Here is a 21,005-nt window from a genome sequence, read left to right on the forward strand (position 1 = left end):
CTTGAGCCAAGGTAGGCCGCTTGCGTGACAGTTTGATGTAGGGAAGGGCCTGTACAGGTGACTTCGAGCCCTTGGCAGTACAGCGTAGACCATGCCACAGCCCCGGTTTTGCTGGGCTGGCCCGATTCTGGCAGTACCCCGTTCGCAGCTTTGTCACGCGATGTTCATCAGCCCTGCCTAGGCTTGCACTATTCTCCAAGTGCCCTGTTCTGGGGCTGGACTAGTCCAGATAGGTAACCTTTGATGCAGTCGATGCCACCGCGTGCGGTAACAGCCATCTGCCATGCCCTGCAGGAGCAGATCGAGCACGGCCTGCTGGCGCCAGGGGGCAAGCTGCCAGCCGAGCGCAAGCTTAGCGAGGTGTTCGACACCACGCGCATCACCCTGCGCGAGGCGCTGGCGCAACTGGAGGCCCAGGGCTTGATCTACCGTGAAGAGCGCCGTGGCTGGTTTGTCGCGCCCGAGCGGCTGACCTATGACCTGATCGAGCGCAGTCACTTCCATGCCATGGTGCGCGAGCAAGGGCGGGCGGCCAGTACCGAACTGCTGTCGGCGCGTTTGCAACCGGCCTCGGCAGCAATATGTGCGCGCTTGCAGCTACCGGCGTTGTCCAGCGTGGTGCGTATCTGCCGGTTGCGGCGGATTGACGGGCGTGCGGTGCTGTATGCCGAGCACTACCTCAACCCCCGGTACTTCCCGGGGATTCTCGAACAGGACCTGGCACAGTCGCTGACCGAGATATATGGGCGGGTGTATGGCATCCGGTACGGGCAGGTGTGCTTCGAGATCCTGCCGACGGCGTTGCCGGTGGAGGCGGCGGGGGCGTTGAAGGTGTCGACGGGCAGCCCGGGGCTGCACATCACGCGGGTCAACAGTGATCAGCATGGGCACCTGATCGACTGTGACCTGGAGTACTGGCGGCATGATGCCATCCGCATTCGTGCCCAGGCGGGTTGATAGTGGATTTTGGGGCTGCTTTGCAGCCCATCGCCGGCAAGCCAGCTCCCACAGGTACTGCATTGGCTTCAGGATCAGTGCAGTACCTGTGGGAGCTGGCTTGCCGGCGATAGGGCCCTAACTGGAGGCACTGGCCTCTGTTGCTCCACCACCTCCGGCAGTCACCACCTGCACCGACAACCGCGGCGTGGCCAGGTCCAGCCCCGCCTCATCCAGCTGCCGCTTCAGCGCCAGGTTGAACGCCCGCGACACTTCCCACTGCTTGATCGGCGCGGTCTTGAACCGTGCCCGCAAGATTGCCGACCCCGACTCGAAACTTTCCACCCCCTGCAGCTCCAGCGGCGACCAGATGTTGCGGCGCATCAGCGGGTCATTGCGCAGCTTTTGTCCCACCTCGCGAATCAGCGTGATCGCCTGGTCGATGTTCATGCTGTGCGGGATCGCCACGCGGAAGATCGCGTAGCCAAACTCCCGCGAGTAGTTCTTGATGCTCTTGATCTCGCTGAACGGGATGGTATGCACGATGCCGTCGATATCGCGCAGGCGCACGGTACGAATGGTCAGCCCCTCTACCGTGCCCAGGTGCCCACCCACGTCCACATAGTCGTCGATGGCCAGCGAGTCCTCAATGATGATGAACAGCCCGGTGATCAGGTCGGCCACCAGCGACTGTGCGCCAAAGCCGATGGCCAGGCCGATCACACCGGCACCGGCCAGCAGCGGGGTGACGTTCATGCCCATGTTGGCCAGGGCGACGATCACCGCGATGATGAAGATGACCACGAACATCACGTTGCGGATCAACGGCATCATGGTTTGCGCGCGGGCGTTGGCCAGGCCCCGGCGCGAGCGCACCAGGGCATGGTGTACGGCGGTGTCGGCAAGAATCCACACCAGCCAGGCGACGATCAGCGTGCCGGCAAGGCCCAGCAGGCGCAGGCTGATGTCGTGGCCGTCGCCCTCTGCGAAACGGATCATCGACAGACCCCACACGCGCAGCCCCAGCTCGATGAATACCAGCCAGATGAACAGGTGCACCAGCAGGTAGCCGAAGTTGCGCAGGCGCTCGGCATACACGGCCTGGCGCTTGTTGGCGCGCTTGGGGTTGGCAGCATGGCGGCGTACCAGGCCGTTCAGCACCATGCACACCACCACCAGCACGGTGCACATCAGTGACTGGCGCAGGGCGGTGCTGGTGTCGCCAGCCGAGACGAAGGTGGCGAACAGCGAGACGGCCACCAGGATCAGCGCCGGAATGAACCAGAAGCTGCCGAGAATCTCGATGGTGTCGCTCAGGGTCCGCCGGGTCAGTCGCCGCGACAGCGGCTGGTTGCGGATCAGGTGGGCGATGGGGCGGCGGAAGCGCAGGATGAACAGCCCGGTGCACAGCGCGGCGATGACGTTGGCCAGGGTCGCCAGGGCATGGGCCAGGTGGGTACCCAGTGCAACCAGCATGCGCGGGTCGCTCATCGCCTCGCCGAACGCAGCGAAGCTGCCGATCAGCCACAACGGGCGGAATGCCTGGCGCCGCAGGATATGCAGGGCGCGGTGGCGGTGCGGGCCGTCCAGCAGCGAGAAGGCGATGACGCAGATGGCCGAGAAGCAAGTGCCCACCACCAGCGCGTAGGCCAGCACCATGGCCAGCGATTTGCCTAGCGAAGGCGGCAGCACGAAGCTCAGGTACACGGTGAAAACCAACGCCACCAGCCATGGGCCGAGCTTGCGCAAGGCAAAGCGCACCAGGTCCCAGGTGCGCGGGTGCTGAGGCAGTTCTTCGCTCAGGCCAAAGCGCAGGCGTATCCGGTGGCCGACCCAGTTGAAGGCGTAGGCCAGCACACTCCACACGGCAATGACAGCGGCAAAGCCGAACAGGATTGCTGGCCACTGGTGCACCGGCACCATCAGTTCGGTCAATTCCGCCTGGGCCTGTTCGATTTCCGCCGCCCAGCGGTGGAAAGGGCTGGCATCGCCGCTGAACTGTTTTTCGAAATCATGCAGGGCGCCGCCGATCAGCCCGAGCACGCCCTGCTCGACACTGGGTTGCGATTGCTTGGTCGCGTCGCGCAGCTTTTTCAGGTCGGCCAGCAGCTTGGCCCGCTGTTGGTCGTTTTCCAGGTTCTTGATGACTTCGTCCAGCGACTTGCCCAGCGGCTCGGTGGCCTCCGGTTGTGCGGGGGCGCTGCCACCCAGCAGGCCGGGCAGGCCCGCCGCCTGTACCGGTGTGATGAACAGCAATAGCAGCAGGAACAGGTAACGCAGGAGGGCAGGCACTGGCAAATCTACCTCAGGTCAAACGATTGACCGAGTGTAGAGGTTTATGTCGGCAGTTTCTCAAGGATCTTCCAGCAGGTGAGGCCGAAGATACCCAAGGTGCCGATCCACATCATCAGTACACCGATATTGCGCTCGCGCATACTGAAGCCGATGGTCAGCAGCATCAGGAACAGGAACACCGGCACGAACAGGGACAGAAACGGGGACATGGACAGCAATCCTTTTGCAGTGGGGCCATGTAACAAGCATAGCGGGTAGCGAGTGAAGCGGAATTGACCTTGAGCAGGTCCGGCCTCTTCGCGGGTAAACCCGCTCCCACAGGGACCGCACAGGCCTGAATCCTGTGATCATCCTGTGGGAGCGGGTTTACCCGCGAAGAGGCCGGACCTGCTTACATCAAGGCAACTCGCGGCTACGGTAGAAGGCTGTCAGCACCTTCACCAGGTGCGCCAGGTCATGGCTGCCGCACAGCTCGCGAATCGAATGCATGGCAAAGGTCGGCAAACCGATGTCCACCGTGCGCACACCCAGGTGGCTGGCGGTAATCGGCCCGATGGTCGAACCACAACCCATGTCGCTGCGCACCACAAAGCTCTGCACCGGTACTTCCTCGGCCATGCACAGGTGGCGGAAGAAGCCGGCGGTTTCGCTGTTGGTGGCGTAGCGCTGGTTGTTGTTCACCTTGATCACCGGCCCGGCGTTCAGCTTGGGCCCGTGGTTGCCATCGTGCTTGTCGGCGTAGTTGGGGTGCACGCCGTGGGCGTTGTCCGCCGACACCATCAGCGAGCGCTGGATGGTGCGCACATAAGCGTCGCCATCCGGCAGCAGGCGCTGCAGGGTCTGCTCCAGCATCGGGCCATCGGCGCCGCAGGCCGAGCAGCTGCCGACCTCTTCGTGGTCGTTGCACACGAGGACGCAGGTCTCGTCGCTGTCAGCAGCCAGCAGGGCTTGCAGGCCGGCGTAGCACGACAGCAGGTTGTCCAGGCGGGCGCCGGCGATGAAGTCGCCGTTCAGGCCGATCAGTGCGGCGTCCTGGGTGTCGTAGAAGCTCAACTCGTAGTCCAGCACCACGTCGGCGATCAGTTCGTGCTCACGGGCCAGTTGCTCGGTGAGCAGGGCGCGGAAGTCGATACGCTCGTCACCCGCCACCTGGGCCAGGATTGGCGGCAGCTCGTTCTGCGGGTTGATTGCCCAGCCTTCATTGGCGGTGCGGTTCAGGTGGATGGCCAGGTTGGGGATGATCGCGATCGGCAGCTTGAAGTCGATCAGCTGGCTTTCAACCTTGCCGTCACGGCGGTAGGTGACGCGTCCGGCCAAAGACAGGTCGCGGTCGAACCACGGCGCTAGCAGGGCGCCGCCATACACTTCCACACCCAGTTGCAGGAAGCCCTGGCGCTGCAGCTCCGGCTGCGGCTTGACCCGCAGGCACGGGCTGTCGGTGTGGGCGCCGACCATGCGGATGCCATTCAGCAGTGGGGCTTGCTTGCCCAGCTTGATGGCGATGATCGAGGAGTCGTTACGGGTGACGTAATAGCGGCCGCCAGGCACGGTGGCCCAGCTGTCGCGCTCGTCCAGGCGCTGGTAGCCGGCAGCCTCCAGACGCTGGGCCAGGCTGGCGGTGGCGTGGAAGGGCGTGGGGGAGGCCTTGAGGAAGTCGATAAGGCCAGTATTCAGTGCGTCGCGCATAGCTCACTCCAGACAGCAGTGGCGCGAGTTTAGCGTATTAAGTCGACAATTTGTGTCTGCCTCTTCGCGGGGCAAGCCGCGAAGAGGCGGGTACAGCCAACCGATAATCAGAAGGGGGCAGGGCACTCGAACTTCAACCGCTCCCCGGACACCGGGTGGGTAAAGCTCAGCATCGAGGCATGCAGGCACAGTCGCTCGTGGGCCGCCAGCGCCTCGGGGTTGGCATACAGCCGGTCACCCAGCAGCGGATGCCCGATCGACAGCATGTGCACGCGAAGCTGGTGAGAACGCCCGGTAATCGGCGTCAGTTCCACCCGGCAGTAATCACCGCAGCGCTCGACGATGCGCCAGAAGGTCAATGCGTGCTTGCCCTGTTCGTGATCCACCACATGCCGCGGCTTGGTTGGCGGGTCGTAGCGCAGTGGCAGGTCGATGCTGCCGCTGTCCAGCACCGGTTGGCCCCAGCACAACGCGGTGTAGGCCTTTTCGGTTTCGCGGTCGTGAAACTGGCGCGACAGTTCGCGGTGGCTATCCGCATCGCGGGCCAGCAGGATGATGCCGGAGGTTTCCCAGTCCAGACGGTGCACGATCAGCGCATCGGGGTAACCGTTTTCCTGCAGGCGGGTGATCAGGCAGTCCTTGTTGTCTTCGGCGCGGCCAGGTACCGACAGCAGCAGGGTCGGTTTGTTGATCACGAGGATGGCGGCGTCTTCGTGCAGGATCTGGATGTTGGACAGCGGCATTGCAGTATCTCTGAGATATCGGGGAAAACCATTGGGGCCGCTTTGCGGCCCATCGCCGGCAAGCCAGCTCCCACAGGTGCAGCGCGGACCCTGTGGGAGCTTGCTTGCCGGCGATGGGCTGCAAAGCAGCCCCAATGATCCAGGCAGGTCGCTGAATCAGCGATCCGGCAGGGTGATGTTCAGCTCCAGAATCGAGCAGCTGCCCTGGTTTTCCAGCTCGATGTGCACGTCATCGTTGCCGATGTTCACATACTTGCGGATCACTTCCAGGAGTTCTTTCTGCAGCGCCGGCAGGTAGTCCGGTTCGCTGCGTTGGCCGCGCTCGTGCGCCACGATGATCTGTAGACGCTCTTTCGCTACCGACGCGCTGGTCTGTTTCTGTCTGCCACGAAAGAAGTCAAAAAGGTTCATGGTTTACTTGCCTCCAAACAGGCGCGCGAAGAATCCTTGCTTCGGCACTTCGATGAACCGCAGGGGCTTTTCTTTACCCAGCAGACGGTCGACGGTATCGCTGTAGGCCTGGCCGGCATCGCTCTGGTCGTCGAGGATGACCGGGATACCCTGGTTGGATGCCTTGAGTACGGCCTGGGACTCGGGGATCACGCCCTTGAGCTTGATCGCCAGGATTTCTTCGACGTCAGCGATGCTCAGCATTTCGCCCTTTTCCACGCGCTCGGGGTGGTAGCGGGTGATCAGCAGGTGTTCCTTGATCGGCTCTTCGCCGTTTTCGGAGCGGCGCGACTTGCTCGACAGGATGCCCAGCATGCGGTCGGAGTCACGTACCGAGGAAACCTCGGGGTTGGTCACCACGATGGCTTCGTCGGCGAAGTACATGGCCAGGTGCGCGCCTTTTTCGATACCGGCCGGCGAATCGCAGATGACGTAGTCGAAGGTTTCCTTCAGCTCCATCAGCACCTTTTCCACGCCTTCCTGGGTCAGCGCGTCCTTGTCACGCGTCTGGCTGGCGGCCAGCACATACAGGTTCTCGAGGCGCTTGTCCTTGATCAGGGCCTGTTGCAGGTTGGCTTCGCCGTTGACCACGTTGACGAAGTCGTACACCACGCGGCGTTCGCAGCCCATGATCAGGTCGAGGTTACGCAGGCCCACGTCGAAGTCGACGATGACGGTCTTGTGGCCACGCAGTGCGAGACCGGTACCAATGGCGGCGCTGGTGGTGGTCTTGCCCACACCCCCCTTGCCGGAAGTAACCACGAGAATCTTGGCCAAGGTGTTTCACCCCTAAAATAGTCGGGACACGGGTCCCTGCAAATAACTGAAATAGCTTAAATAACGGCAACGGTAAAAAAGTTGCTCTAAAAATGCTGGCAAGTATCCGTTAAAGACGGGTGATGTTCAACACGTCACCAGACAGGCTGACTTGCACGCCGGTGCCCCACAGCGGGTCGCGGCGCAGGTCTTCGCAGACCTTGTACTGGCCGGCGATGGAGACCATTTCGGCGGTCATCTGCTGGCAGAAGATACGCGCCTTGGTGTTGCCTTTGATGCCGGCCAAAGCGCGACCGCGCATGGCGCCGTACACATGGATGTTGCCATCGGCCAGAAGTTCCGCGCCCGGGCTGACCGAGGCGGTAACGATCAGATCGCCCCCTTGAGCATAGATCTGCTGGCCGCCGCGCACCGGCGCGGTAATGATCCGGGTCGGGCGCACCTCAGGCTCGGGGGCGGGGGGGGGCGCGGGGGCCGGCTCGGGCTTCTTGACAACCTCGGGTTCGGGCTCCAGCGGCCGTTCGCGGGCGCCGGAAGGCGGCAGCACCGGCAGGTCGATGGCGATGGCCGCCGCGATATCTTCGATGCGGTTGGCACGGATCGCCAAGGTACGCAGGCCGTGGTGGCGGCAGATCCGCATCAAGCCGGGCAGGTCGATTGCCCCTTCGTCGGCGGGCAGCTTGTCCAGCGCCAGCACCAGCGGCGTGTTGCTGAAGAAGTTCGGTGCCTGGGCGACTTTGGCCGCCAGCTGGCGGTCGAGGGCTTCAAGGTCATTGCGCGCCAGTTCCAGCACTGTAATGGCGAGCATGCTGCCCTTGAGCTGGAACACGGAGGCGGTGTCGGGTGTGTGGTTTGGGCTCATGGTCTGCATAGACGGCTTGTTGCGAAAAAAGTGCCCTGACTTATAACGAGAACATCGGTTGCCCGCAACATACGCTGATCCGTTGTAGAATGCGCAGCCTTTGTCTTTCCGGAAGCTTCAATGGAACGCCCGCGTTTTCGTCCCTATTACCTTCACCCAAAGTTCTGGGGCCTGTGGCTGGGCCTGGGCCTGCTGTGGCTGGTGGTCCAGTTGCCGTACAAGGTCCTGTTGAAAATCGGTGCCGGGCTGGGTGCCGTTATGTATTGCTTTGCCGGTGAGCGTCGACGTATCGCCGCGCGTAACCTGGAGCTGTGCTTCCCGGCGCTGTCGGTCGACGAACGGCAGCGTTTGCTCAAGGCCAACTTCGCCTCCACCGGCATCGCCTTCTTCGAAATGGCCATGAGCTGGTGGTGGCCCAAGGCCAGGCTGGCGCGCCTGGCCCATATCGAGGGGCTGGAGCACCTGCAGGCCGCCCAGCAGGCGGGGCAGGGCGCCATCCTCATGGCGGTGCACTTCACCACCCTGGAAATCGGCGCGGCGTTGCTGGGCCAGCAGCACACCATCGATGGCATGTACCGCGAACATGGCAACGCACTGTTCGATTTCATCCAGCGAAGCGGCCGCGAGCGGCATAACCTGGACTCGCTGGCGGTAGAGCGCGAGGACGTGCGCGGCATGCTCAAGCTGCTGCGCTCGGGCCGCGCGATCTGGTACGCACCGGACCAGGACTATGGCGCCAAACAGAGCATTTTCGTGCCGCTGTTCGGTATCCCGGCGGCGACGGTAACGGCCACCACCAAGTTTGCCCGGCTGGGCAAGGCGCAGGTGATTCCGTTCACCCAGAAGCGCCTGGAGGATGGCAGCGGCTATCGTCTGGTGATCCACCCGCCGCTGGAAGACTTCCCTGGCGAGAGTGAAGAGGCTGATTGCCTGCGCATCAACCAGTGGGTTGAAAGTGTGTTGCGCGAGTGCCCCGAGCAGTACCTGTGGGCGCACCGCCGGTTCAAGTCGCGGCCCGAAGGGGCGCCGCGGCTGTATGACAAGAAGAAGCGCTGAATCAGGTGCTGCCAGTGCCGTCGATAGGGCCGGACCTGAAAACAGCTGACCCAGGAAGGAATCCATGGCCCCACCCCCGGTAACCGGTCTTATCCTTTCTGGCGGCGGCGCCCGCGCTGCCTATCAGGTCGGCGTACTGGCCGGCATCGCCGAGCTGCTGCCTGCCGGTGCGCACAACCCCTTTCCGGTTATCGTCGGCACCTCCGCCGGAGCCATCAACGCCGTCACCTTGGCCAGCGGCGCGACCCAGTTCAACGACGCTGTGCAACGGCTCACCGCCTTCTGGCAGAACTTTCGCAGCCACCTGGTCATTCGCAGTGACTGGCCCGGCGTGGTGCGCCAGGCCAGCCGCTTCGTCGGCCACAGCCTGCTTGGCCTGGGCGGCCAGGCGCCGGTGGCGTTGCTCGACAGCAGCCCGTTACGCGGTCTGCTGGAAGCGCACCTGAACCTGGATGGCATCGGCCACTCCCTGGCCGCCGAGCAGTTGCGCGCCGTGGCAGTCACCGCCTTTGGCTACGAGTCTGGCCAGGCAGTGACCTTCTATCAGGGCCGCGGCACCATCGAGGCCTGGCTGCGCCACCGCCGCATCGGTGTACCCACGCCATTGACCATCGACCATCTGCTGGCCAGCGCGGCTATCCCGCTGCTGTTTGCCCCGGTGCAACTGGGCGACGAGTATTACGGCGACGGCGCGGTGCGCCAGTCAGCGCCCATCAGCCCGGCCTTGCACTTGGGGGCCAGCCGGGTGCTGGTGGTCGGGGTCAGTGGCAACCCGCAGCGACCAGCGCCGCCGTTGCCGACCCAGCGCGTGTTCAGCGGGCAGCAGCCGAGCCTGGCACAGATTGGCGGGCACATGCTCAACAGCACGTTCATCGACAGCCTGGAAGACGATATCGAACTGCTGCAGCGGCTCAACCACCTGAGCCGGCTGCTGCCGGCGCACCTGGATGCCCGGCGCCTGGGGCTGGCGCCGATCGACGTACTGGTGGTGGCGCCCAGCCAGCCGCTGGACGAGATTGCCGCGCGGCACCGGCGTGAGCTGCCGGCGGCGTTGCGCTTGTTCCTGCGTGGGCCGGGGGCGACGCGGACCAGCGGGGCGGGGGTGTTGAGCTATTTGCTGTTCGAGGCGAGCTATTGCAGTGAGCTGATCGAGCTTGGGCGAAGGGATGCCCTGGCCAAGAAGCGGGAACTTTGTCAGTTCCTGGGGATTTGATATTGCTTGCACTGGCCCTTTCGCGGGCAAGCCCGCTCCCACAGGAACCGCACAACCTTCAGGCATTGTGCAGTCCCTGTGGGAGCGGGCTTGCCCGCGAAGAGGCCGGGCCTGCTTACTCGGCTATCTGCAACTTGCGCGCCTGGGTATACACATACCGCACCTTTTCATACTCGAACGGCGAGTTCAGCTGCCCATAGCGGAATTTGGTGGTGTAGCGCTTGTCCACCACCTGCAAGGCAAAGATTTCCGGGTGGTCGGTGCTGGCTTCGGCCACGTTCAGGTAGTTGATGGCCTGCTCGCCCGCATAGTCCACCACCAGCCCGGTGGTATCGCGCAGGTTCGATGGCCCCAGCACCGGCAACATCAGGTACGGCCCGTCCGGCACGCCGTAGAAGCCCAGGGTCTGGCCGAAGTCTTCACTCTGGCGCGGCAGGCCCATGCGGGTGGCCGGGTCCCATAGCCCACCCACACCAATGATGGTGTTGAACATCAGCCGCGCCGTGATCTCCGCCGAGCGCTTGGCTTTCAACTGCAACACGCTGTTGAACAGGTTCGGCACATCGCCCAGGTTGTTGAAGAAATTACTCACCCCGGTGCGCACGAAGCGCGGGGTGACGTACTGGTAACCACTCACCAGTGGCAGCAGTACCCATTGGTCCAGGCGGTAGTTGAAGTGGTAGATGCGCCGGTTGATCGACTCCAGCGGGTCGTACACGTTCAGCGCTTCCAGGGTGGAGCGCTCGAATTCGCGCTGGTCCAGCCCGGGGTTGAATTTCAGCTCGCGCAGTGGGTCGAGAAAGCCATCGGCTTCGGGCGCCAGCGGTGCTGCAGTCACCTGCGGGTCGGCCTCGACCACACTGGCCCGGGGAGCGGTTTCGGCGGCCAGCGTGTGGCCGGCGGCAAGCATGACAGTGGCGAAGAGGAGTTTGTTAACCACGGAAGAACTCCAGCATGGCGTCACTGTTGACGCGGTAATTGAGGTTGCCGCAATGGCCGCCATGGGGGTAAAGGGTCAGGCGGTCACCAAACACCTTGCGCAGGAAACCGATGTCGCCGGGGCCGAGGATGAGGTCGTCGGCGTTGTGCATCACGGCGACCTTGTCAGTACTGCGCAAGTAACCTTCCAGTGCATAGAGGCTGGTCTGGTTGATCAGTTGCAGGATGCTGTTGCCGTCGGTGCGGGCGCGCCACATGGGAATCACTTGCTCGGTCATGTAGCAGTCGAAGTCGCACTGCAGGGCGCGTTTGAAGAACGGGGTGAGGCTGCTGCCCTCGGTGATTGGAAACTTCGGGGGAATGATCAGGCCACGGCGGTTGATCAGGTCGGAAGTAAAGGCAATGTCGGCCGCCGAGAAGCGGAACGAGGTGCCGATCAGCATGGCCATCTGTTCGTTGGACAGGTGCTGGCGCGACTGTTGGAAGTCGTACAGCAGGGCATCGTTCAGGTCGATGTAGCCCTTGTCCTGGAAGTAGCGGGTGAGCTTTTTCAGCATCAGCTCATAGAAGGTGGTGCTGCGGTCGATGCCTTTGACCTGGGTTTGCACCAGTTTGTCGAGGTTGTTGATCGAGGTGTACAGGTTGACCGGCGGGTTCAGCAGCAGCACGCGCTTGAAGTTGAAGCTGCGGCGGGTTTCGTCCAGGTGGCTGACGAAGGCAGCGTCGAGCGCACCCAGGCTGTAGCCGGTGAGGTAGAAGTCACTGACCGGCAGGCGCGGGTGCTGGGCGCGCACGGCCTGCATCACCCGGTACATGTCTTCGGCGTCATCTTTGCTGACACCAGGGGTGGCAAAGCGCGAAGCGGCGCTCATGAAGTCGTAGCTGGTGGGCGACGATAACTGCACTACATGGAAGCCGGCCTGGTAGAACAGCTTTTTCAGGTATTCGTTGATGCTGCTGGTGTACGGCGCGCCGGTACCCGCGATGATGAAGATTAGCGGCGCCTCGCGGTCCTGACGGGCCAGCCGGTACTTCAGCTTTTTCACGGCCCAAAAATTGTCGGGCAGGGTGAACTCACGCTCCGGGCGCAGGTTCAGGCTGTAGTCCGACTGGTTGATTTCATCATCGCTGGGCAGGGTAGGGCGCTGGTCCGGCGGCGTGGTGGCGATGGTGGCCTCGAACGGGTTGGTCAAGGGGTAGCCGTAGCTCGCGGCGTCGATATCCCGCGCCGAAGCGGCCACAGCCATGAGCAGGCTGCCGAGCAAGGCAGCGAGGCGCAAAGATCGAAGCATGTAATCCCCCAAAAGAACGCAAGGTCGAGCAGTGTGCAGGCTAGGACCACATCAACGCAGGCAAAGTTGCCGGGCGCGGTGGCCTTTGGTGTGCTGGTTATCTGCAACATAGCTGCAGGGTTGTGATTTTGCCTTACTACGAGGCATAAGCGATCATGGATGCTTTCGATTACCGCTATTGGAGAACAGGATGTCTCGTTCGCTGCCGGCAGCTCTACTGCTACTGTTTCTGGCGTTGTGGCTCGCTGCCAGTTATGGCGTGCGCTATGGGCTGATGGAGGATGGCCAGTGGGTGGGGTTGTGCACGCCACCGGCGGCGTACTGGCAGTGTGAGGTGCGGTCGTTGCTGGGGTTGGGCATTCACCATCAGGTGATGGCCTGGGGCGGGCTGGGCCTGGCACTGTTGGCGCAGTTCGTTCCCGCGCGGGCCGGCTGGTGGCTGGCAGTGTTGGCATTGGTGTTGGCGGTGCCGGCGCTGGTGTTGTACACCGCCAGCCTTGCAGTGTTTGCACTGGTGCTGGCGGGATTGCGGCTGGTCAGGTAACCGGAGCAAGGCTGACAGGGGCCGCTTTGCGGCCCCAAGGATATCAGGCTGGACGCAGCCGCAAGCTTCGCCACAAAGCCGCTGTCATCAGCACACTCACCACCGCCCAAGCCCAGGCCTGTTGGTTCTCCAGTCCTTCGACAAACAACTGCGGCGCCACCCCGGCCCCGACAATGAACGCCAGCAATGCCACCTTAGCTCGCCGTGCCCGTACCGGCCACAGCACATAGACCAGCGCTGGCAACGCCAGCGCCGCACTAGGGAAGCTGCGGTAGCGCGGGTCGAACACCATCGCCAGCATGCTCACTGCCGCGGCAAAGCCCGCTGTCAGCAACAGCCAGCCGGCCCGCGCCTGCAGCCAGGCGAACAGGCGCTCGCGCCAACCGGCCCGCTGTGCCAACGCCAGCAGCGCGTGGGCCAGTACCAGCACGTTCAGCCCGGCCAGCGCAATGGCCCACACCCACTCCCCGGCAAAGCGCGCGTGGGTGCGCATCAGCTCGCCCCACAACCCCAGGCAGCCCGCGCCAAACGCCGCCAGCAATGGCAGCAGCAAGGCCGCCTGCGACGTCGCAGGGCGCCCGGCGAGCAGCAGCATGCCCGCCATCAACCATGCACTCGCCAGCAACCACTGCGGCCAGTAATGCAGGTTGCTCACCGGCCCCTCCAGCACGCCTTTGTCCTGCCGGTCGGCATCGTAAAGCCCCCAGTAACCACCCACCGCCCCCTCATTGGCGCGCTTCCAGGGCTGGTCGAACGCTTCGATCAGGTTGTAGTGCCAGCCGTTGCTCTCGGCCATGGCCACGAAACCGCGAATGAAGCGCGCCTCGTTGACCCGGCTGGGTACCGCGGTCTCGCGTTGGCGGCCTTCGCTGGGCCAGCCGGTTTCGCCGATCAGGATATCCTTGGGCGCAAAGCGCGTGCCGAACACCCGGCGCACATCGGCCACATGGGCCAAGGCTTCGTCGATGCCGCGTGGGTCATCTTCCCAGTAGGGCAAGAGGTGGATAGTCAAGAAGTCCACCTGCGGCGCCACCTGCGGGTGCTGCAGCCAGAACTCCCATACATCCGCGTAGGTCACCGGCACCTGCACCTGGCTTTTCACCCGGGCGATCAGCGTGGCCAGGTGCGCACCGGTCACTTCTTTGCGCAGCAATGTCTCGTTGCCCACGATCACCGCGCTGACCACGTCGGGGTTGGCGTTGGCGGCGGCAATCAGCAGCTCGATTTCCTTTTCGGTGTCGGCCGGGTGGGCGTTGACCCAGGCGCCCAGCATCACTTTCAGGCCATGCTTGCGGGCCAACGCCGGGATTGCCTCAAGACCGGTCTGGGAATAGGTGCGGATGCACTTGAATCGCTCAGCCAGCAACGCGAGATCGGCGTCCATACGGGCCGGGCGCAGGCGAAATGGATGGTCGTAGGGCGACTGGTCCTTGTCGAACGGCGTGTAGGACGCACACTGCAACTTGTGCGTCGGGCTGGCCGCATCCGGCAGGTGCACCGGCTTGCCAAGCCCGTACCAGAGCCCTGCAAGCCCGAGCAGGGCCAACAGGCAGGCGAACAGGTACAACGGCAACAGCAGGCGGGTAGAGCTGGGCATCGGGCGGTCCATCGTCAGGCGCAAAAGGGTAGATAGTAGCCCGGCGCCAAAGCTTTGGCATGCAAGGATCGCGCAGGCCGGCGTAAGCCGATGGCGCTAATGGCACAGTGCTGTCGCATATGGGGCGGCTACAGGTCGCAGGTGGATCAGGTCGCCCTGTGTTGCAGGCAGATGATGCAATCTCCTAGACCTGACGAGGGGATGCTTTGATGGCTGCTATGAAAAGAATGCGACGTTTCCTGGGTGTGGGCACCGCCCTGGTAATGGCCATGAGCGCTGCACAGGCAATGGCCAAAGAAGTAAGCATCGGTTACGTGGATGGGTGGGCCGACAGTGTGGCCACCACCAACGTGGCTGCAGAAGTGATCAAGCAGAAACTCGGCTACGACGTGAAGTTGCAGGCCGTGGCCACGGGCATCATGTGGCAGGGCGTGGCAACCGGCAAGCTCGATGCCATGTTGTCGGCCTGGTTGCCGGTGACCCATGGTGAGTACTGGACCAAGAACAAGGACAACGTGGTCGACTATGGCCCCAACTTCAAGGACGCCAAGATCGGCCTGATCGTCCCCGAGTATGTCAAGGCGGTGAGCATCGCCGACCTCAAGACCGACAGCAGCTTCAAGCAGAAGATCGTCGGCATCGACGCCGGCTCTGGCGTCATGCTGAAGACCGACCAGGCGATCAAGGACTACGACCTGACCGGCTACAAGCTGCAGGCCAGCTCCGGCGCGGCGATGACCGCCGAACTGGGCCGAGCCTATGCCAAGCAGCAGTCGATCGCGGTCACTGGCTGGGTGCCGCACTGGATGTTCGCCAAGTGGAAGCTGAAGTTCCTCGAAGACCCGAAAGGCGTGTATGGCGCGGCGGAAACCGTGAACAGCATCGGCAGCAAGGAACTGGCGACCAAGGCGCCGGAAGTGGCGGAGTTTTTGAAGAAGTTCAACTGGCAGTCCAAGGACGAGATTGGCGAGGTGATGCTGGCGATCCAGGAAGGCGCCAAGCCTGAAGCGGCGGCCAAGGATTGGGTAGCCAAGCACCCTGATCGTGTGAAGGAGTGGACTGGCAAGTAATCACGTTCAAGGGCCAGTTTTGGTTCTTCGCGGGTAAACCCGCTCCCACAGGAATATCAATGCTCTCGGGCCTGTGATGTCTCTGTGGGAGCGGGTTTACCCGCGAAAGGGCCGTCACTTTGTTACGCAATCGGTAAAACACCGTTGCATCTAAGACTAAGGTCGTCTGGTTGGCGTCCAACAGCCGCATAAAGTAAGGGTGTGGGTTATATCCCCTACCTGTGCTGCTAGGACAAAAACAATGAACGACAGCATTTACCTCTCGATACAAAACAGCCCCCGCTTCAAGGAGCTGGTCACCAAACGCGAACGGTTCGCCTGGATTCTCTCGGCGATCATGCTCGGCCTGTACTGCGCTTTCATCCTCCTGATCGCCTATGGTCCTCACATACTGGGCGCCAAGCTCAGCCCTGAGTCGTCGATTACCTGGGGCATTCCCCTGGGCGTTGGCCTGATCGTATCGGCATTCGTCCTGACCGCCATCTATGTACGCCGCGCCAACGGCGAATTCGATGAGCTGAACAAGGCCATCCTGAAGGAGGCGCAACAATGATTCGCCACGCCAAAACCCTGGCCGTACTGGCCTGCGGAGCCTTCGCACCCGCCGTGTGGGCCGCCGATGCCCTGACCGGCGAGGTGCAGAAACAACCGCTGAACGTTTCCGCCATCGCCATGTTCGTGGCCTTCGTCGCCTTCACCCTTGGCATCACCTACTGGGCTTCCAAGCGCAACAAGTCGGCCGCCGACTACTACGCGGCTGGTGGCAAGATCACCGGTTTCCAGAACGGCCTGGCGATTGCCGGTGACTACATGTCGGCCGCCTCGTTCCTGGGTATTTCCGCGCTGGTGTTCACGTCCGGCTATGACGGCCTGATCTACTCCATCGGCTTCCTGGTCGGCTGGCCGATCATCCTCTTCCTGATTGCCGAACGCCTGCGCAACCTGGGCAAGTACACCTTTGCCGACGTGGCCTCGTACCGCCTCGGGCAGAAGGAAATCCGCACCCTGTCGGCTTCCGGTTCGCTGGTGGTGGTGGCGTTCTACCTGATCGCGCAGATGGTCGGCGCCGGCAAGCTGATCGAGCTGTTGTTCGGCCTGGACTACCATGTGGCGGTGATCCTGGTGGGTATCCTGATGTGCCTGTATGTGCTGTTCGGCGGCATGCTGGCCACCACCTGGGTACAGATCATCAAGGCCGTGCTGTTGCTGTCGGGTGCCAGCTTCATGGCACTGATGGTGATGAAGCATGTGGGCTTTGACTTCAACACCCTGTTCTCAGAAGCCATCAAGGTACACGCCAAGGGCGAAGCGATCATGAGCCCGGGTGGCCTGGTCAAAGACCCGATCTCGGCGTTCTCCCTGGGCCTGGCACTGATGTTCGGTACCGCCGGCCTGCCGCACATCCTGATGCGCTTCTTCACCGTCAGTGACGCCAAGGAAGCGCGCAAGAGCGTGCTGTACGCCACCGGCTTCATCGGCTACTTCTACATCCTCACCTTCATCATCGGCTTTGGCGCCATCCTGCTGGTCAGCACCAACCCGGAATTCAAGGACGCCGCAGGCGCCCTGCTGGGTGGCAACAACATGGCAGCGGTGCACCTGGCCAATGCCGTGGGTGGCAGCGTGTTCCTCGGCTTCATCTCGGCCGTGGCCTTCGCCACCATTCTGGCGGTGGTTGCCGGCCTGACCCTGGCCGGTGCTTCGGCGGTGTCCCACGACCTGTACGCCAGCGTATGGCGCAAGGCCAACGACAAGGACGAGATCCGCGTGTCGAAGATCACCACGGTCGCCCTGGGCGTGCTGGCGATCGGCCTGGGTATCCTGTTCGAGAAGCAGAACATTGCCTTCATGGTCGGCCTGGCGTTCTCCATCGCCGCCAGCTGCAACTTCCCGGTACTGCTGCTTTCGATGTACTGGAAGAAGCTGACCACGCGTGGCGCCATGATCGGCGGCTGGCTGGGCCTGGTGAGTGCAGTGGGCCTGATGATCCTCGGCCCGACCATCTGGGTGCAGATCCTCGGCCACGAGAAAGCCATCTACCCGTACGAGTACCCGGCGCTGTTCTCGATGGCCATTGCCTTCGTCAGCATCTGGTTCTTCTCCGTCACCGACAAGTCCAAGGCGGCTGAAGACGAACGCGCGCTGTTCTTCCCGCAGTTCGTGCGTTCGCAAACAGGCCTGGGTGCCAGTGGGGCGGTGTCTCACTAACGCTTGAACGCTGATACACAACGCCCCGCCCGTCGGGGCGTTGTCGTTTCTGGCTGATCGTCGTTAAAGCCGTTGGGAAATTTCCGAGGCCCGTTCGGAACGGTCCTAGTGGGTGGCGGGCTGCAATGTTGAACAATCTCCTTGCTCACCGGAAATGTCCGGTAGGCATTACTTTGTCAAGGAGATAGTCCCCCGTGAATCGTTCGCTGCTTGCCCTGCCCCTGACCCTGTTGTTTGCCGGTGCGGCCTTTGCCGTTGACCCTATCGAGAAACAAGTGCAAATCGTCGCGCAGGTGCCGACCGACGCCTTCTTCGTTGAGCCCGTCGGCGGCAACTGGATGAATGACCCGCAAGAAATGGCCTGGAACTCCTATCAGCAAAAACTAGATCCAATCCGCAAGGAATTGCAGGTCAAGAGCACCGTCGGCCCGATCAGTGCCTACCTGGTATCGCCGGCAGTGATCGCCAGCGGCACCCACAACATCGGCCTGGACGTAACAGTGGGCGATACCGTCCTGCAGACAACGCCAGCTGAGGTCGTCAGCGCTGCGCAAGCGGCCTCGGGCGCCACCGTCGGTTTCAACGTCGCGGCCCAGGCGGCCCCCTCGACCGGGTATGAGCCAGGCAACTACCAGGGCTTGGTGAGCATGATTTTCGAAACCGCTGCGCCCTGATTCCGCCCCCAGCGTTCATCAACGTTTCTTGCACCGGCCTTCGCTTCTAGCGAGGGGCGGGCAGGTCTTGCCTGCAAGCGATGCCCATGACCGATCACTCTTTCATCGCTGCCACACGCTGCCGGCTGACGCTGGCTGCCATCCTTGCTCTGTGGTCCGTAACAGGCCCGGCAGTGAGTGCTACCCTGGGGGCGGCCGAAGGATTGCCGAAGGAATTCGAGTCGCATTTCTTCGACGTGCCATTGGCCGTTCGGGTCGACTTGGATGGCCGCTACTTGGGCGACGCCATGGTAGTCCTCGACCGCGATCAGCGTGTGCAGCTACTTGAATTCACCGACACCCTCGAAAGCCGCGAGCCCGAAAGCCTGCGCCGCCGCTGGCGGGAGCGGCTGGCCAATCCTCGATACCTGGGGGATTGCCGGGGAGACTGCCCTGACGGCTTGCGTGCCGTGCATTACAGCCTAGTCAATTCGCAGTTGTCTTTGCTGACCGACCAGGCCGAAGTTTCCGATGCTGAACAGCGCTATCATCGCCTGCCGGAACAGGGCAGCCATGGCCTGCTGTTGCGCAACCAGCTCAACCTGCTCAATGACGGCCAGGCCACCAGTGGCCGCTATGCCTTGCAAGGGCAGGGCAGTGTCGGGCAATGGACCGCCATGGCCGAAGGCCAGCTCGACCGTGGCAGTGACAACCGCCAGGGCACCCGCTACCGGGTCGACCAGCTGTATGGTGAGCGCCTGGTGGAGGACCATTTTTACCGCCTGGGGTATTTCACCCCGGGCGCCCAAGGGTTGACCCGCCAGCCCAGGCTGATGGGAGCCAGCCCCGAAACGACCGTGGGGGTGATGTTCGGCAGCAGCGACAGCTTGCTGGTCGACAGTGCCGCGCCCAGCGCCACGCCGATTTATGTCACCCCCAACCGCCCGGCAATCGCCGAAATCTATCGCAACGGCGTGCTGATCAACAGCCAGCCCGTGCAACCCGGTTTGCAGACACTCGACACCAAGGTGCTGCCTGGCGGCATCTACGAAGTCGAGGTACGCCTGGTCGAAGATGGCCAGGAAAGCTCGCGCAGCCAGGCATTCATCTACAAACCAGGCAACTGGCGCAGCACCGATGCCCCTTGGCGCTACAACCTGTACCTCGGGCAGCAGACCCGCCAGTTCAGCAACTGGCAGCATGACAAAGACGACACCCTCGCTGCCGGGGTGCTGGCCAATTACCTGTTGCACCCGCGCGCAGTCCTTGGGTTGTCTGCCCAGCGTATCGACGATGCCATGCAGTATGGAACGTCGCTGGACTGGGACGTGCGTGACCGTTTCAAGTTGTACGGCAACCTGTTCCAGGTCCAGGGCCAGGGCAACGGCTATGACTTGCAGCTGATCCATGCCTATGAAGGTGGTTCGCTGGTCGCCAGCCACAGCCGCAGTTGGCTGGCCCGGCCGCAACGGGATCGACCGGACGACCAGCCGACGCGGCCATTCCAGACGCGCCAGACGCAATCGTCCTTGTCGCTGAGCCACCGGCTGGACCCGCGCAACACCGCCAGTGTGCGCCTGTCCCACAGCAGTGGCGGTGACGCCGGTACGGGTGTCGATCTGGGTTGGTCCTACTACGGTCGGCTGCTGGGCTCTGACGCCAACTGGCGCCTGACGCTGTTCGACCGCCCCGGCAACAGCGCCACCGGTGATGCGCGCAGCCGAGGCATCAACCTCAGCCTCAGCATGAGCCTGGGTGGCAATGGTCGGCGTGTTTCTGCCAGCGTCGGCAGCCGTACATCACGCGATGGCGGCCGCGATCTCAATACATCGCTTGGCTATCAGCAGGACGTCGAACTTGGGCCCCTGCGCAGCGTTGGCGCCACCCTCAGTGCCGATCGCTATGGCGCAGGGCTGGGGGGCGAGACACAGTTCGAGAGCCAAGTGCTGCATGGCGATGCCTATGTGCAGCGTTCCTCGTTCAACGGTGACTTCAGCGGTGGCCTGAACCTGGAGAGCATGCTCGCGATCGGTGCTGGCAAAGCTGCCGTCAGTGGCCAGTACCTGCCCCACCAGGCGGCACTGATCGTTGATGTGGACAGCGACATCGACGGCCTGAAGTTGCGTGCCGACGATGCGCTGGGCGCCCACTTGCACCCAGGGCGCAACATTATCCCGGTGACGCCATACAAGGCTGGGCATGTGCAATTCGATCTCGACGATGGCGATACCACGGCGGCGGTGATCCAGCCGTCGAGCATGGATTATCACCTTAACCGTGGGGGCATCGAATACCGCCAGCTGCGTGTGTTGCGCACGGTGACTGTACTGGGGCGTTTGCTCGATGGCCAGGGGCAACCGCTGCGCGGCGCCCAGGTGGTCAACCACGCCAGCCGCAGTGTCAGCGAGGCTGATGGCTTCTTCGCCGTGGAAATGAGCCACGCCACACCCACTCTGGACGTTCGCCTGCGTGGCCAGGCGCTGTGTCTGTTGCGCCTGGACCTGGCCGCCCTGCCTCGTGAAGGCGATGTGCTGCTGGCCGGCGATCAGCGTTGCCTGCCTGAGTATGCGACGTCGGTGGGCATGGCGGGGGAGCAAGCGCAATGAATACCGGCAGCGCCTTTTTCGATGAGTTTTCAGAAACTTCTTACTGCTTTTGTCGTGGCCGCAGGCTGCGCAGAGCAA

The 21,005-nt window shown here is 62.9% G+C and carries 19 protein-coding genes; 9 read left to right on the plus strand and 10 right to left on the minus strand.

Annotated features, from left to right (window positions below; all coding sequences use genetic code 11):
* The first annotated feature begins 243 nt into the window (after window positions 1-243).
* Window positions 244-957: a UTRA domain-containing protein gene (locus QQL85_RS03335; RefSeq protein WP_284355176.1), complete on the plus strand. Its 714-nt coding sequence runs from the start codon at window positions 244-246 to the stop codon at window positions 955-957.
* 117 nt (window positions 958-1,074) lie between these two features.
* Here the strand turns inward: QQL85_RS03335 and QQL85_RS03340 are convergent, their stop codons facing one another.
* The 7 genes from QQL85_RS03340 to minC all read right to left on the minus strand — a co-directional run bounded on the left by QQL85_RS03340 (window position 1,075) and on the right by minC (window position 7,758).
* Window positions 1,075-3,228 (minus strand): mechanosensitive ion channel family protein, encoded by a 2,154-nt coding sequence (locus tag QQL85_RS03340; protein ID WP_284355177.1) that lies wholly within the window; start codon window positions 3,226-3,228, stop codon window positions 1,075-1,077.
* A gap of 44 nt (window positions 3,229-3,272) precedes the next feature.
* Complete coding sequence (locus QQL85_RS03345; protein ID WP_016501052.1) at window positions 3,273-3,440, minus strand: hypothetical protein; 168 nt, start codon at window positions 3,438-3,440, stop codon at window positions 3,273-3,275.
* A gap of 187 nt (window positions 3,441-3,627) precedes the next feature.
* Window positions 3,628-4,917 carry a M18 family aminopeptidase gene (locus tag QQL85_RS03350; RefSeq protein WP_284355178.1) on the minus strand — a complete coding sequence of 430 codons (1,290 nt, stop codon included), beginning with the start codon at window positions 4,915-4,917 and terminating at the stop codon, window positions 3,628-3,630.
* 107 nt (window positions 4,918-5,024) lie between these two features.
* Window positions 5,025-5,660 carry an RluA family pseudouridine synthase gene (locus tag QQL85_RS03355; RefSeq protein ID WP_284355179.1) on the minus strand — a complete coding sequence of 212 codons (636 nt, stop codon included), beginning with the start codon at window positions 5,658-5,660 and terminating at the stop codon, window positions 5,025-5,027.
* Window positions 5,661-5,816: 156 nt separating this feature from the next.
* Window positions 5,817-6,071: a cell division topological specificity factor MinE gene (gene minE, locus QQL85_RS03360; protein ID WP_003252572.1), complete on the minus strand. Its 255-nt coding sequence runs from the start codon at window positions 6,069-6,071 to the stop codon at window positions 5,817-5,819.
* Between the two features lie 3 nt (window positions 6,072-6,074).
* Entirely contained in the window at window positions 6,075-6,887 is an 813-nt protein-coding gene (gene minD, locus QQL85_RS03365; RefSeq protein WP_012271005.1) for a septum site-determining protein MinD, read from the minus strand.
* A 109-nt stretch (window positions 6,888-6,996) separates the two neighbouring features.
* The gene (gene minC, locus QQL85_RS03370) at window positions 6,997-7,758 is read right to left on the minus strand and encodes a septum site-determining protein MinC (protein WP_060514534.1); all 762 of its coding nucleotides are present in this window, start codon (window positions 7,756-7,758) and stop codon (window positions 6,997-6,999) included.
* A 111-nt stretch (window positions 7,759-7,869) separates the two neighbouring features.
* On the opposite strand from minC, the gene QQL85_RS03375 reads away from it, so the two are divergent.
* Entirely contained in the window at window positions 7,870-8,805 is a 936-nt protein-coding gene (locus QQL85_RS03375) for a lipid A biosynthesis lauroyl acyltransferase (RefSeq protein ID WP_284355180.1), read from the plus strand.
* A gap of 64 nt (window positions 8,806-8,869) precedes the next feature.
* Entirely contained in the window at window positions 8,870-10,018 is a 1,149-nt protein-coding gene (locus tag QQL85_RS03380; protein WP_284355181.1) for a patatin-like phospholipase family protein, read from the plus strand.
* A gap of 115 nt (window positions 10,019-10,133) precedes the next feature.
* Here the strand turns inward: QQL85_RS03380 and QQL85_RS03385 are convergent, their stop codons facing one another.
* Both QQL85_RS03385 and QQL85_RS03390 read right to left on the minus strand, forming a co-directional pair.
* Complete coding sequence (locus tag QQL85_RS03385) at window positions 10,134-10,958, minus strand: MlaA family lipoprotein (RefSeq protein ID WP_284355182.1); 825 nt, start codon at window positions 10,956-10,958, stop codon at window positions 10,134-10,136.
* On the minus strand, window positions 10,951-12,249 hold the full coding sequence (locus QQL85_RS03390; RefSeq protein ID WP_284355183.1) for a serine/threonine protein kinase: 1,299 nt from the start codon (window positions 12,247-12,249) through the stop codon (window positions 10,951-10,953). The genes QQL85_RS03385 and QQL85_RS03390 overlap by 8 nt, the downstream gene beginning before the upstream one ends.
* A gap of 190 nt (window positions 12,250-12,439) precedes the next feature.
* Between QQL85_RS03390 and QQL85_RS03395 the strand changes: the two genes are divergently transcribed.
* Entirely contained in the window at window positions 12,440-12,793 is a 354-nt protein-coding gene (locus QQL85_RS03395) for a hypothetical protein (protein WP_284355184.1), read from the plus strand.
* A 43-nt stretch (window positions 12,794-12,836) separates the two neighbouring features.
* Here the strand turns inward: QQL85_RS03395 and QQL85_RS03400 are convergent, their stop codons facing one another.
* Window positions 12,837-14,402, minus strand: a complete 1,566-nt coding sequence (locus QQL85_RS03400; protein WP_284355185.1) for a beta (1-6) glucans synthase — start codon at window positions 14,400-14,402, stop codon at window positions 12,837-12,839.
* A gap of 197 nt (window positions 14,403-14,599) precedes the next feature.
* Between QQL85_RS03400 and QQL85_RS03405 the strand changes: the two genes are divergently transcribed.
* The 5 genes from QQL85_RS03405 (at window position 14,600) to QQL85_RS03425 (ending at window position 20,927) form a co-directional block, all read left to right on the plus strand.
* The gene (locus tag QQL85_RS03405) at window positions 14,600-15,460 is read left to right on the plus strand and encodes a glycine betaine ABC transporter substrate-binding protein (RefSeq protein WP_016715534.1); all 861 of its coding nucleotides are present in this window, start codon (window positions 14,600-14,602) and stop codon (window positions 15,458-15,460) included.
* 241 nt (window positions 15,461-15,701) lie between these two features.
* Window positions 15,702-16,013 carry a DUF485 domain-containing protein gene (locus QQL85_RS03410; protein WP_284355186.1) on the plus strand — a complete coding sequence of 104 codons (312 nt, stop codon included), beginning with the start codon at window positions 15,702-15,704 and terminating at the stop codon, window positions 16,011-16,013.
* Window positions 16,010-17,668, plus strand: a complete 1,659-nt coding sequence (locus tag QQL85_RS03415; protein ID WP_284355187.1) for a cation acetate symporter — start codon at window positions 16,010-16,012, stop codon at window positions 17,666-17,668. Before QQL85_RS03410 ends, QQL85_RS03415 begins: the two co-directional genes overlap by 4 nt.
* Window positions 17,669-17,862: 194 nt before the next feature.
* Window positions 17,863-18,342, plus strand: coding sequence for a CS1 type fimbrial major subunit (locus tag QQL85_RS03420; protein ID WP_284355188.1), 480 nt, complete (start codon window positions 17,863-17,865; stop codon window positions 18,340-18,342).
* Between the two features lie 86 nt (window positions 18,343-18,428).
* Window positions 18,429-20,927 (plus strand): CS1-pili formation C-terminal domain-containing protein, encoded by a 2,499-nt coding sequence (locus QQL85_RS03425; RefSeq protein WP_284355189.1) that lies wholly within the window; start codon window positions 18,429-18,431, stop codon window positions 20,925-20,927.
* The last annotated feature ends 78 nt before the right edge of the window (window positions 20,928-21,005 follow it).

The organism is Pseudomonas putida, assembly GCF_030159595.1.
In the GTDB taxonomy this organism is placed as follows: Bacteria; Pseudomonadota; Gammaproteobacteria; order Pseudomonadales; family Pseudomonadaceae; genus Aquipseudomonas; species Aquipseudomonas putida_AC.

Excerpts from the sequence above, each read along its gene's own strand:
- QQL85_RS03410 (WP_284355186.1), top strand. The coding sequence starts at position 15,702 with ATGAACGACAGCATTTACCTCTCGATACAAAACAGCCCCCGCTTCAAG.
- minC (WP_060514534.1), bottom strand. The coding sequence starts at position 7,758 with ATGCAGACCATGAGCCCAAACCACACACCCGACACCGCCTCCGTGTTC.
- minE (WP_003252572.1), bottom strand. The coding sequence starts at position 6,071 with ATGAACCTTTTTGACTTCTTTCGTGGCAGACAGAAACAGACCAGCGCG.
- QQL85_RS03345 (WP_016501052.1), bottom strand. The coding sequence starts at position 3,440 with ATGTCCCCGTTTCTGTCCCTGTTCGTGCCGGTGTTCCTGTTCCTGATG.
- QQL85_RS03405 (WP_016715534.1), top strand. The coding sequence starts at position 14,600 with ATGGCTGCTATGAAAAGAATGCGACGTTTCCTGGGTGTGGGCACCGCC.
- QQL85_RS03355 (WP_284355179.1), bottom strand. The coding sequence starts at position 5,660 with ATGCCGCTGTCCAACATCCAGATCCTGCACGAAGACGCCGCCATCCTC.
- QQL85_RS03375 (WP_284355180.1), top strand. The coding sequence starts at position 7,870 with ATGGAACGCCCGCGTTTTCGTCCCTATTACCTTCACCCAAAGTTCTGG.
- QQL85_RS03425 (WP_284355189.1), top strand. The coding sequence starts at position 18,429 with ATGACCGATCACTCTTTCATCGCTGCCACACGCTGCCGGCTGACGCTG.
- QQL85_RS03335 (WP_284355176.1), top strand. The coding sequence starts at position 244 with ATGCAGTCGATGCCACCGCGTGCGGTAACAGCCATCTGCCATGCCCTG.
- QQL85_RS03400 (WP_284355185.1), bottom strand. The coding sequence starts at position 14,402 with ATGGACCGCCCGATGCCCAGCTCTACCCGCCTGCTGTTGCCGTTGTAC.
- QQL85_RS03380 (WP_284355181.1), top strand. The coding sequence starts at position 8,870 with ATGGCCCCACCCCCGGTAACCGGTCTTATCCTTTCTGGCGGCGGCGCC.
- QQL85_RS03350 (WP_284355178.1), bottom strand. The coding sequence starts at position 4,917 with ATGCGCGACGCACTGAATACTGGCCTTATCGACTTCCTCAAGGCCTCC.
- QQL85_RS03390 (WP_284355183.1), bottom strand. The coding sequence starts at position 12,249 with ATGCTTCGATCTTTGCGCCTCGCTGCCTTGCTCGGCAGCCTGCTCATG.
- QQL85_RS03395 (WP_284355184.1), top strand. The coding sequence starts at position 12,440 with ATGTCTCGTTCGCTGCCGGCAGCTCTACTGCTACTGTTTCTGGCGTTG.
- QQL85_RS03415 (WP_284355187.1), top strand. The coding sequence starts at position 16,010 with ATGATTCGCCACGCCAAAACCCTGGCCGTACTGGCCTGCGGAGCCTTC.